This is a genomic window from Neobacillus niacini (assembly GCF_000759675.1).
GTDB lineage: Bacteria > Bacillota > Bacilli > Bacillales > Cytobacillaceae > Neobacillus > Neobacillus niacini_A.
On sequence record NZ_BAWM01000152.1, the window covers coordinates 24,528 to 36,985 of the forward strand.

Below are 12,458 nucleotides of genomic sequence, written 5' to 3' on the forward strand. Positions count from 1 at the left end.
AAGACAAAAAAAAATAACAAGACTTTTGTCGTCTTGTTATACAATGCTTTCGCCAAATTATTTGAAACTTCGCGAGAGTATTAATTAGCCTTTGTCGTATCTGAAAAAGAGCTTAATGGATTTTTCTTGTTAGCTGGTGCCGGAGCATCGATTTTAGGAAGCTCGGCAATTAAATCGTCTAATCCTGGCAAGTAATAAGCTGAAACGGTAAGAGTATAGGATATAGGTGCTTTCTCTGTTTCCGCATCAAGAGTCGTTATTTCTGCTCCTCCAGAGTAATTGATCGATTCAACAACCACAATCCTCTGTAATGATTCAAGTGTTGCGATAAATTTTTCAACATCTTCATACGTAGGTGATTCAACACTTAAACTGACGGTAAGCTTTTTTAGACCATTTGAAGCAGTTGGAGCAGTTTGTTGATCAGTTGCAGCTGCTGCCTCTTGATTTTCTGTACTTGACTGTTCGGTTGCTGCAGTCTCTTGACTCGTGGCATTAGACTGGTCAGGTGTTGTTGCTGACTCCGTTTTTGCTGTCAAGACATCGGCATCTTTAGTAAAGCTCATGGACGAAACTACACTCTTTGAAACAGTCTCGGCTTTTTCCAAATCCAAAATGAACTGTTCTAGAAGCGGTTTGACAGGGACTCTCTTCTGAAGTTCCCGTGTGTCTTCTACAACTTTTGCAGTATCATCTGCTTTCTTTTGAGTAACCACATCCAGAAGTTTCTGCTCGGTTGTTAATGACTGTTGTTTCATCTTTACATCGTTCTTTAATGGTGAAAGTTTAATGAATTGAGAAAACACAATGATTAATACCAAAAAAAGTGTTCCAGTAAACAAAATAGTTTTGTCGATTTTAGAGAGACGGAGTTTCATGAGGCTGTCACTCCTTCCTCATCACTTTTTTCAGTTGTCAGTTCTTTAATTTTCACTATATTTAACTTAATTTCAAATTGTCCAATATACCTTGGAAGATATAGGTCATTTGAATCATCGTTATTTTCATTATTAAATGTCGCTGCTTGGTTTTCATTTATTGCCCCAGCGGCACTATTTTCACCAGTTGACGCAGCTGCAGTTTCTGCAGAGTTTTCAGCTTCTACTTTTTCTTCAATCGTAAGCGAATTTAGGGTTGATTCTCCTACCCACTCAGATTCACCTAAGTGATCTAAGAAGTATGCCGCCTCACGTGCACTATCAAACTGAACGGTAAGGATAACTGTACCTGCTTCAGCGTAAGCAAAGGATTGAATGAACCCACGTTCTGGCAGAAGAGATGTTAAATGCTGCATAATCGGAATTGTTTGAATCGGATAGCTATTAGCCCATTCTACTGCAGCTTTTAAAAGAGTAATAGACATTTGAGATTCATTTTTTTCAGCATTTTCCCCTTCTTTTTCAGCAACTTCTTTTGTCATAGAAATTTGTCTATCAAGATTCGCAATTTCACTTTTGGTGGACTGTATTTGCCAAAAATAAAACGCACCGACAAGGAGAATAATAGCCAGCAGCACAATCAAAATGAAAATATTAAATTTCCTTGGTTCCTTTTGAGGAAGGAGGTTAATTTCTACTAACATCATTGCACCTCTTTCAAGGCAAGACCTAAGGATACTAATAAATTTGAGGGAATACCTCCCTTGGCTTTTTCATCTGATGGTAGTGAGAGTATCTCGACGGGAACCTCGAAACGCTCAATCATTTCATCATAAATCGCTTTTAACATTGGATGGTCTCCATTTACTAGGAACTTTGTAACATCCTGTCTTTCATTGCTAAGCGAAAAACGGTAATAATCCACTAATTTATTTATTTCATTAAAAATATCTTCAAATTGAATAACCAATTCTTCTGCAGCACCATTATAGGTAAATTCAACTAGTCCTGATAATCCTTGGTTATACTCCCAGTCTTCAATATTGAATGGCAAGGCAAAATGGCGCATAACCATAGGTACATTACCCTCAAAAATACACAAATTAACACTTGTTAAATCAAACTGGACCGTAAAAAGTATATCTTTTTCATTACCTTTGTCCAAATGATGATAGAGGCGGTAAAGTGAAAGCGGCGAAATATCAGCAGCAACTGGGTCTAACTTCAGACTAGAGAATAATTCCGCATATTCCATTACGAACTGCTCTGGTGCGGCAAATAATAGTATATCAAGTGTTTTTCCATTGTTTTTAAGGAGATGATAATCAAAAACTGGTTCTTCAAATGGCAAGTGGATGGTAGAACCAAGTTCTAAATATAGATATCCTTTAATTTCATCCTCCTGAATATCAGCTGGAATGGAGACTTTTCGGATAATTACAAGCGGATCTGGTACGATGAAACGAATTGAACGCCTTTGTATCTTCCATTCTTCAATACATTGTTCAAGGATGTTTGATAAAGAATCAAGATCAACAATTTTCCCATCAACGATGATTCCTGGTGGTAAAAAACGTTCACTCCATTTTTGGGCAGTAGGGGGGTTACTTTGTTTTAATTCTAAAAAGCGAATTGAGTGGTCATTAAACACCAAGTTGATTATTCTATTTTTAGTTGAAAAAAGGGAGAATCCCATATTTATTACCCCTTACTTATAATCATTGAAAAAGAAACTGTAAATATAACTCGAACAAATCGGATCCCCAATAATAAGCAGTCAACGTTCCAGCAGCAATAAATGGGCCAAAAGGAATAGGCTGCTTTCGTTTTACAATTTTGAAAACCAGGGCCAAACTACCTATAACAGCACCGAATAATGTCGAAAGGAAAAATGAAAACAATACGAGTTTAAAACCTAATACAAATCCAAGCAGTGCATAAAGTTTTATATCGCCGCCACCCATCCCGCCTTTACTAGCTAGCGCAATGATGAGCAAGAGTAAAAAAACAGTACCTGCACCAAGGAGGCTGTCCCACCAAGGAGGTAGAGGCCAAATAATACGTTCCAATAAAAAAATCCCTGCAAACCAAATTAAAATTTTATCAGGGATGAGCATATAGTTTATATCTGATACGATGATAATCATAAACATCGAAATAAGTGTAAGGGCTACTACAAGCTCTCCTGTCCACCCAATAAAAAGTGGTGCTGTTGCAAACAAAATGCCAGTAAGCAATTCAAAGACCGGATATATAGGAGAAATCCGCGACTGACAGCCGCGGCATTTCCCTTTTTGAATCAAAAAGGATATAACTGGTATAAGTTCATACGATTTTAATTGGTGCCCACAAGTTTGACAAGAAGAGCGTGGAGTAACAATTGATTTCTTTAAAGGTATTCTAAGTCCAACTACAATATAGAAGGAGCCAAAAATTATACCATATACTAGCAATAATGTATAAACCATTTTATTTTGAGTAATCTAATAAATCGTCTTCTGTAATACCTCCAACAGCATCTGCATCTACTCCAGTCGCTGCAACTACAGGTGTAAATCCTGCTGTAGTTAGACCAGCAACATCATGATCCTTGATGGAGTATCCATTAACATCATCATAAAATACGGTAAAACTAGTATCTTGTAAATTATCTAATGTATCGTCTAGAACAGTATTACTCCATTCTACTGTTGTAGAATTTGTTGCATGTTGAAGCTTAGCAGCACTAATGATTTGAATTGCTTCCGCAACTTTAGCATCATCTTTAGACTTATTAATAATTCCCATGATACTTGGAACTGCAATTGCTGCTACAATCCCTAAAATAACAATCACAGCAAGTAATTCAATAAGTGTTAAACCACGTTGATCTTTAATCTTTTTCATTAAATTTTGCATCATTTTTCCAGCTCCTTATTGGTTCTATGAACCTAGTAATATTCTCCTTTAAATTATACAATAAATTACAAAGCTATTAAAAGAGTTTTTGGGTAATTTGTCACTTTTAATTTTTTCTTAGGTTTATTTGTAATATTTTGGTGTTAAAATTGTTTAAACATCTCAAACTGTGGCAGCATAATGGCCAGTACAATAATTCCAACAACTCCTGCCAAAAAAACAATCATCATCGGTTCAATCAAAGATTTTAATTGGTCAGTTGCTGTCTCAACTTCTTTTTCATAAAACTCTGCAATTTTATTCAACATTACATCTAGGGCACCGGTACTTTCTCCTATTGTAATCATTTGGGTAACAAGGGGTGGGAAGGCCCAATGTTCCTTCATAGGCTCTGCCATTGACCGTCCTTTTTCTAGGGAGTTCCTGGACTCATTAATCACTTTAGCTATTACGTCATTTTCAACGACCTTTTCAACTATTGCCATTGCTTGGAGTATTGGAACCGAACTCGAGAATAAAGAGCTAAGCGTTCTCATCATGCGTGCTAAAGCTGCCTTTTGTAACATTTTCCCAAAAACGGGTATCTTTAATAATATATAATCGAAGTAATATTTAGCTTTTTTATTCCTTTTCAAATAGGTAAATAAAACTACCATTAAGATTAAAATTAACGCCAATAACCACCAAAAGGATTGAACAAAGTTACTAGCAGAAAGTACAAATTTTGTAATGGCAGGCAATTCTGCTTCAAGGTCATCAAACATTTTAACAAAGGTCGGTACGACAGCGACTAGCAAAAAAATGACAACTGCAATGGCAATAATACCTATTACTATTGGATAAGTAAGAGCAGATTTAATTTTCTGTCTTGTAAAGTGCTGTTTTTCATAATGTTCTGCCATTCTCTCGAGGGTTTCATCAATATTCCCACTGATTTCCCCGGCACGTACCATGTTTGTAAACATTGAATCAAAAATTTTCTTATGCTTTGATACAGAATCAGAATATGGATTCCCTTCTCGTAACTCCTGCTCTACAGCAAGTAATGCTTTCTTCAATCCCTTACTTTCCGTTTGAACAGCAAGAATTGCGGTTGCGTCCACCACTGTAACACCAGCTTTTAAAAGTGTAGCAAACTGCCTTAAATATATAACAAAATGTTGGAGTTTTACAGGATTTCCAAAGGAAAGATCCTTTGTCATTAATGTCTCTGGGACTTCTGTCATTTCAATAACCCGAATTCCTTGTTCCTTTAACTTGACCATCGCTTCACGTCTAGAAGCAGCATTCATCGTTCCTTGTTTTTTACCACGCCTGTCCCGTCCTGAATATTTAAATCTAGCCATCCAGCATCATCTTTTCTTGTAGATATTTGGTTGCTGCTTCTGTTTGAATTAAGTTGCGGTCGATTAAATCTCTGATGCTCATTTCGAGTGTGTGCATTCCTTGGGCACGTGACGTTTGCATCGTGCTTTGTATTTGGTGAATTTTTTCGTTTCTGATTAAGTTCGCAATCGCCGGATTGTTAACTAAAACTTCCGTTGCTGCTTTCCTTCCTTTTTTATCAACAGTAGGAAAGAGTCTCTGGGAAATAACTCCTACCAAAACAGAAGCTAACTGGACACGAATTTGTGGCTGCTGGGCAGGTGGAAATACGTCGATAATCCGGTTTATCGTTGCCGGTGCACTCGATGTATGAAGTGTCCCCAACACTAAGTGACCTGTTTCTGCAGCTGTAATCGCTATCCCGATAGTTTCCAAGTCACGCATCTCCCCAACAAGAATAATATCTGGATCTTGTCGTAGTGCACCCTTTAATCCATTAGCATAGGATTGGGTATCAAAACCGACTTCACGCTGGTCGATAATCGAGTTTGCATGTCGATGTAAATATTCGATCGGATCTTCAAGCGTAACAATATGCTTTCGCATAGTTCTGTTCACATAGTCAATCATCGAGGCAAGAGTTGTTGATTTCCCACTACCTGTTGGGCCTGTGACAAGAATTAATCCTTGAGGTTTCTCGACAAGTTCTGAAACAATTCTTGGTAAGTCTAAGTCTTCAAGGGTTGGAGTTTTCGAAGCTACCACCCGGAGTGCCAGCGATACACTCTTTCTTTGGTGGTAAGCATTAACCCGGAACCGAGACACTCCAGGAAGACCATATGAGTAATCAAGTTCCCCTTTTTCCTTGAATAGTTCAAACATATTTTCTGGAATAGTCAATTTTGCAATTTCTTCAGTATCCGGTGGCAGCAGAATATCTTTTCCATACCGTTTAATATCCCCATTTATCCGAAATACTGGCGGTACCCCTACAGTGAGGTGGATATCTGATGCTTTAAATTCGAGTGCTGCTCGTAGTATATTTTCAAGTTTTTCTTTCATAGTGTTTTCTCCTACTCTAATATAGCTACCCGTAATACTTCTTCTGTTGTTGTTAGTCCTTGTTTAACTTTTAAAAGACCGTCATCTATTAAGAAAATCGTTTTATTTTTAATCGCAAGTTCTCTTAAATTTTGAATAGAATCATCATTCATGATTACTCGTCGCATCTCATCATTTAAAACCAGAACTTCATGGAGGGCAATTCTCCCCTTATACCCCGTCATATTACAAGAAGGGCAGCCTTTCCCCCGATTGATTTTATCAATTTTCATCCCGCGTCTTGCAAAGATTTCCACTTCCCGCTTGGTGGCCTCTTGTATTTCCCCACAATCACGGCAAACCTTTCGGACTAGACGCTGGGCAACTATTCCACTTAAAGAGGAAGCAATTAAAAAGGGGTCCACCCCCATATCTACGAGCCTCGTAATAGTTCCGAGTGAATCATTCGTATGAATGGTGCTTAATACTAAGTGACCCGTTAAAGATGCACGAACAGCTATCTCTGCTGTTTCTTTATCACGAATTTCTCCGACCATGATGATGTTCGGGTCTTGGCGGAGAATGGAACGCAGTCCAGCGGCAAAAGTCATACCAACATTTATGTTGACTTGAATTTGGTTAATCCCTTCCAACTGGTATTCGACAGGGTCCTCAATCGTAATTATATTGACTTGCTCACTATTTAATTTATTTAATGCAGCATAAAGAGTAGAAGATTTTCCGGAACCGGTTGGTCCGGTAATCAGCACAATACCCGTCGGCTGCTCAATTAATTCTGAGAACCTCTTTAAATTGAGTGTGTTAAAGCCTATTTTAGTTAAGTCATTTAATGCAGCACCCATGTCCAGTATCCGCATAACAATTTTCTCGCCATAAACAGTCGGCAAGGTAGAAACTCGAAGATCGATTGGATGAAATTCAAGATTTAATTTAATCCTTCCATCCTGTGGTATCCTGTGTTCTGTTATGTCAAGATTGGCCATAATTTTTATTCTTGCTGTTAACACGCTTTGCATATGGCGGGGTAAAACACGTTCTACTTTTAATACCCCATCGACACGATACCTTATGACAACTTTCGTTTCATGTGGGTCAATATGAATATCACTCGCCTTTTGGATAACAGCATTCGTCAATAACTGGTTGACGAGACGAACAATAGGTGAATCCAAATCTGTTACATCATCATCCCGTCCACGGTCACTTGAAGACAGATCATCAAACAACTCCTCTAAATCTTCATCGACATTGTAATATTTATTGATGGCTCTTAAAACACCATCCTTTGTAGCAATTACAGTTTCAATTTGAAATCCAGTTGACAGCCGCAGGTCGTCAATCACGATGAAATCCATTGGATCCACCATCGCTACATAAAGCTTATTTCCTTCTTTTTTTAACGGAATAATTAAATTACGCTTCGCTGTTTCCTTTGAAATGAGCGAAAAAAGATTCGTATCAAATGGATAATGAAAGAGATTAACATGCGGTATTCCTAATTGAACTTCAAGAACCTCTGCTAATTGCTGATCCGTTATATAACCTCTTTGCAATAAGGCATCGCCGATTTTTTGGTTTGGAGCCTTTTCGTTTAAAACCGTTTGCAGTTGTTCAGGTGTAATAAATCCTTCCTCAATTAACAAATCTCCAAGTCTTTTTCGACTCTTTTTCATTTTTTATCCCTTCTTATTTTATTTTGGTTGTTCATTCGGTTTCCCCCAAAGGCCAGTATCATCAGGGTTTTGTTGCGTTTCGTCAGATAATGGCGGAGTGGTTTGACTGCCATTTGGATCAGGACTAACAGTAGCGCTGCCTCCAGCATTTGTTGCAGCGCCCTGACTTGTTCCTGTTAATCCATGGATTTCAACGCGATAAACTGGCGGATAATAATCCTCTGAGATCAACTCACTTTTAATGAGTTGATTATTTTGGTGTACATCACGATATACCTTTACGATTTTTCCATCAGCACCTTCAGTTTGAACTTTAATATTTCCAGGCTGAATTAATGGACTGTATTGTTTAATGGTCTTCGGCTTTAATTGTTGTTCATCTTTTTTACTAATTTCATAGTTGTTAAGAAGTTTTTCACCCTTTAACGTCACGATTAGACTTTTGTTTACTAATTTAAGCTCAATCGAATACAATGACTTATTTGGATTGACTATAACTAAATCTGTACCTTTTGCAGAATTGACCTTTGCTTCCGTACCTAATACTGCATACTCAGGAAGCGCACCGCTTATGTTTCTTTCAGTAATTGAAAAATTTGATGGCAGGATTGCTTGATAAATGCCTGTTGCAATAACGCTTAGAATAGATGAATTCTCTATCCATTGGTTTTTAGCAAACTCCAACACGGAAAACGTAGCTTCTTTGTCTATAAGTATTTCTCGATTCGTTTCTATTACTGCCTGTAAGCTACCTGGAACATCCTTTAACTCAACAATCGCCTCACTAATGACTGCATTTTGGGAGGCTGGATCTACCATTAAATAATCAGTACTTAAATTAAAACTAAATGAACCATTGTTAAACTGTGAAGCAGTATTGGATAAATCCGCAGTTAATTTGGTAAGTTCAAGCTTATTAATGTCAAGCTGCGGAAATAAAATTTGAATTTGTTCACCAACCTGCAACATTTCAATCGTAACAACAGCTTGATTTTGCTGTCCATCTACAATCGCTGAAACAGTTTGTGCAGAATCAAAATGAAACAGATTTGTATCAAAAGGAACGATTAATTCGCTGTATTGTAGTTCAAACTTCGTGTTTTTCACCCAGTCAACATACTTTTCTTCTAACATAGAGATTGCTTCACTTTTGGTTTTACCAGAGACATCTATAGCACCAACACTTGTTCCCTCAGAGAATTTTCCATCAGCACCAGAGAAATTTTCAAATGCCTTTGCACCGAAATGAGAGGAACTAAAAATAAATGCAGTACTGAAAAATAGCACCGCAAACAGTTTTATGAATCGTTTATTTTTACCCAATCGAATTGCCCCCATTCCAGCAACCTATTTCTTTTGCAATTCAAAATCTTTTTTTGAATTAATTTCTTCTTGAGGATCATTGGTCCCGGCAGCCGCTTCTTTAAAAGCAGTTAGTAATTCTAATTCAATATCGTTTTCATCGTTATCATTGTTTTCTTCTTCCTTACCTTCAATAGGATCATGATCTGCCCGCTCATCGAGCCAGTCATCCTTCACTGATTCACCTATTTCTTCAGAGTCCTCTAGGAGCATACTTTCGATTTCAGAAAGGTACCCATCGACAATCTCCAAATTTCCAGTGCCTTCATCAATAGGTTGTTCTGTATCCCGCTCTTGTAAAAATGAAACATCAAGGTCCTCGCTATCTTCTAAACCTTGTACCAGTCCAGGTTCTAGAGTTGCTGACCTAGCAGCCATCTTTAAAGTTGAAGGAGTAACTAATTCCACTTCTTCTAAATCAAATAAATCATCAAAAATAGCTTTTTTGTCGGTCTGGTGATTCGAAAATGAAAATTCAATATCATCTATTAACTCTTCATTAGCTGCAGATGGCTTATATAGCACTTTGCCTAAACGGGTGTCCAATATGTATGATACAAAAAATGAAAAAACGAGCAAAATCAACAAAGTTTGCCATAAAGTGAATAAATTAACCGTAGCAAGGCCACCCAGAGCGATGGTAAAAGCCGCCAAAACAACAATAATCTTTCCTTTTAAATTTAAATCTCGTGATAAAAAGGATATTATCAACAGCAAAAGCAGCATAGCACCAAAGGCCCAGAGAATTATTTGCATTCTTTTACTCCCCTTCTTTTTCCCTATTAAACTACAAATTTATTCAAAAAAATATATTTTTAGTTCATTTTACTCAAAAAATAGACAAAAATCTCCTATTAAATATTGTATAATACTATTAGGCATTTTGAAAGAAGGCGAAAAATATTTTATCTAGGCAATTTCACCCTAGAAATTAGATAGATATGGCAGGTGATTTTTTGTTCCACTCACTCAAAAATGAAAAAGGGGTAACGTTAATAGAATTATTAACCTCAATTGTTATTTTATCTATTATCCTGCTAAGTTTTATGACGTTTTTTACAAACTCATTTCAATATAATGCAGTCTCTTCAGACAAAATGAAAGCTACAAATATTGCCAGAGAAGTACAGGAAGAATTCAAGGTCAATGGCGAAAAAAATTTCGAGTTAAAAGACTTGATTACCTATTCCAAAACCTCAACCGTTACAACGATATCGAAATCAAGCTACCCTAAGCTGAATTTAACTGAAGATATTACAAAAAACAGTGGGATCCTTACTTTAAAGTTAATGAGTCAAAACTTTAATGTGGAAGTATTAGTTGATACGAACAATGACCCAAATTTACATTCCTCTCTAGCTAAAATACATGTGAAGGTAAAAAAAGGCTCAAAGGTCGTATCTGAAGCATTCACGTATTTTGAAAATTAAGGGGAGGGTTAAATGCAGAAGTATAAACGCCTGTCAAATGAAGATGGGATTACACTCATAGAAATACTAGCCACCCTAGCGATTGTATCTATTATTAGTATCCTTCTCTATGGTGTTTTACTAAATGGCTTTGACTATTCAAAAAAATCAAAAGAGAATGTTTCTCTCCAGCAGGAAATGAATATAGTCGTTACTTCAATTACAAAATTCCATGAATCCTACGGAGCATATGATATTATAGTGGACGGTCCTAATTCTAGTAAAATACAATTGCTTAGCAAAAAACCTGATGGTACGGTTGACAAAACGATTGAACTATCGAACTCCAGCTATGAATACTCATTATTTGATTACAAAGGGACAACAGAAACACCATTTTCTCCAACAACCAATGTGAGTACCGCTCAGCCCTTGTATATTAAAATTATTATTAAAGATAAAAAGCAGCCAAGCCAGGCATACGAGGTTAAAACGATTATTTCGAGGTTGTAGGGAGGTATTTATGTGAAGAATTTAAAAAATGAACGAGGGATGACGCTTGTCATCGTGTTGTTAACGATAACGGTCTTCTCTGTATTAGGTTTGGCTGTTATGAGCGCTTCAGTCACTAACGTTAAACAGGTAAAAAAAGCAGAGACCGATATTCAAACAGTGGATGCTGCAGAAATGGGAGTTCAATATTACAATACATTGTTGAAGGATTTCTTTCATGAACAGATTGCATTGAAGAAAGGTGAAATTAAAACCCTGATTCAGAATGATTATGTAAACAAAATACCACTTACAGACGAAAAGATCGAGGAATATGAGAAGAAGCTCGGAGATAAATTGATTGAGGCTTTTAATAGTTCTATACTATTCCCAGCTTTCGGCACTGCACTTAGTAAGGATATTGATGTACCATCCAAAACTTACTTCCAAATCAAAAATCTTACCGCGTCACCATTATGCCCTACCTGTAATACAACATCCAAAGAGGCAGTGGAGAAGATAGAATTCAGCTATGAAAGCTATGGATTTACCAACCAGCAGCCTGAAAAAAAACTAACTGGAAAATTTGTCTTTACGTTTTCAATTGATAAGGCAGAGATAAAAGAGAAATCAATCCCTGCTCAAAATCATGACTATACAACATTAATCCCAAAACCAACCAGCGTATCTCCTTGTTCCTCAGAAGCATTTGGAAATGGAAAAAACGGCAGAGATGTTTTTGATAATGTAAATTGCAGTTACAATCAGTTAATTATAGTGGAAAAGCCTTCGGAAGTTTCAGATTCTCAACTTGTTTTCGACAATGGTGTTCAATTTATTAAACAAATGAATAAGGGCATAGAAGACTCAACTTTATACATTACTGGAGCACCTGGAACTACCACTATTTTTAATAAGCAGGTAAATGGAATCCATAATTCCAAAATCTTTGTTAAAGGGAACGCTCAATTCGAAACCGTTAACCAAGGAATTCATAATTCTACTATTGTAGTCGTTGGCAATGCTAAATTTGGAGATGGAAATGACAAATTAAAAAAACTAACACATTCCTCAATATACGTTATTGGCAATGCCGACATGACAGACATAGATTTCTCAAAATTCGACTCAACGGCAAAAATATGTGTAAAGGGCACAATAACTGGAGATTTAAGTCTTTACGACCATCCAATCTATTCCGAAAGCTATAATAAGGTGAAATTTGATGAAAAATGTTCACTCGGAGTTATTCAAGACGGGGATAAAACAATCGAAATTACTGATCAATTCATGGATTGGGCTGAAGAAATAAAGCCAATCGTAAATTACAATTAAGCATGAGGAAAGGGTGTCCCAAT

13 protein-coding genes are annotated in these 12,458 nt (G+C 36.8%); 3 read left to right on the forward strand and 10 right to left on the reverse strand.

The window, feature by feature from the left end:
• Positions 1-80 precede the first annotated feature (80 nt).
• From TR08_RS26575 to TR08_RS26620, 10 genes are all read right to left on the reverse strand, one after another.
• The gene (locus TR08_RS26575; RefSeq protein WP_052427644.1) at positions 81-878 is read right to left on the reverse strand and encodes a hypothetical protein; all 798 of its coding nucleotides are present in this window, start codon (positions 876-878) and stop codon (positions 81-83) included.
• Entirely contained in the window at positions 875-1,582 is a 708-nt protein-coding gene (locus tag TR08_RS30580) for a hypothetical protein (protein WP_052427645.1), read from the reverse strand. Before TR08_RS30580 ends, TR08_RS26575 begins: the two co-directional genes overlap by 4 nt.
• A complete protein-coding gene (gene pilM / locus TR08_RS26585) occupies positions 1,582-2,574 on the reverse strand; it encodes a type IV pilus biogenesis protein PilM (protein ID WP_045523436.1) in 993 nt (330 codons plus the stop codon). Before pilM ends, TR08_RS30580 begins: the two co-directional genes overlap by 1 nt.
• A gap of 22 nt (positions 2,575-2,596) precedes the next feature.
• Positions 2,597-3,331, reverse strand: coding sequence for a prepilin peptidase (locus tag TR08_RS26590; protein ID WP_370576413.1), 735 nt, complete (start codon positions 3,329-3,331; stop codon positions 2,597-2,599).
• Between the two features lie 16 nt (positions 3,332-3,347).
• On the reverse strand, positions 3,348-3,779 hold the full coding sequence (locus tag TR08_RS26595) for a type II secretion system protein (protein WP_045523439.1): 432 nt from the start codon (positions 3,777-3,779) through the stop codon (positions 3,348-3,350).
• A gap of 140 nt (positions 3,780-3,919) precedes the next feature.
• Positions 3,920-5,122, reverse strand: coding sequence for a type II secretion system F family protein (locus TR08_RS26600; RefSeq protein ID WP_045523441.1), 1,203 nt, complete (start codon positions 5,120-5,122; stop codon positions 3,920-3,922).
• Complete coding sequence (locus tag TR08_RS26605) at positions 5,115-6,164, reverse strand: type IV pilus twitching motility protein PilT (RefSeq protein ID WP_045523443.1); 1,050 nt, start codon at positions 6,162-6,164, stop codon at positions 5,115-5,117. The genes TR08_RS26600 and TR08_RS26605 overlap by 8 nt, the downstream gene beginning before the upstream one ends.
• An 11-nt stretch (positions 6,165-6,175) precedes the next feature.
• Positions 6,176-7,837, reverse strand: coding sequence for a GspE/PulE family protein (locus tag TR08_RS26610; RefSeq protein WP_045523444.1), 1,662 nt, complete (start codon positions 7,835-7,837; stop codon positions 6,176-6,178).
• Positions 7,838-7,855: 18 nt separating this feature from the next.
• Positions 7,856-9,160, reverse strand: a complete 1,305-nt coding sequence (locus TR08_RS26615) for a G5 domain-containing protein (protein ID WP_045523446.1) — start codon at positions 9,158-9,160, stop codon at positions 7,856-7,858.
• A gap of 24 nt (positions 9,161-9,184) precedes the next feature.
• On the reverse strand, positions 9,185-9,955 hold the full coding sequence (locus tag TR08_RS26620; protein ID WP_045523448.1) for a hypothetical protein: 771 nt from the start codon (positions 9,953-9,955) through the stop codon (positions 9,185-9,187).
• A gap of 200 nt (positions 9,956-10,155) precedes the next feature.
• On the opposite strand from TR08_RS26620, the gene TR08_RS26625 reads away from it, so the two are divergent.
• Genes TR08_RS26625 through TR08_RS26635 form a run of 3 tightly spaced genes read left to right on the forward strand, consistent with a single transcriptional unit; the run spans position 10,156 to position 12,435 of the window.
• On the forward strand, positions 10,156-10,629 hold the full coding sequence (locus TR08_RS26625) for a type IV pilus modification PilV family protein (protein WP_045523450.1): 474 nt from the start codon (positions 10,156-10,158) through the stop codon (positions 10,627-10,629).
• A gap of 12 nt (positions 10,630-10,641) precedes the next feature.
• Entirely contained in the window at positions 10,642-11,121 is a 480-nt protein-coding gene (locus tag TR08_RS26630) for a type II secretion system protein (RefSeq protein WP_045523452.1), read from the forward strand.
• 12 nt (positions 11,122-11,133) lie between these two features.
• Positions 11,134-12,435, forward strand: a complete 1,302-nt coding sequence (locus TR08_RS26635; RefSeq protein ID WP_045523454.1) for a type II secretion system protein — start codon at positions 11,134-11,136, stop codon at positions 12,433-12,435.
• The last annotated feature ends 23 nt before the right edge of the window (positions 12,436-12,458 follow it).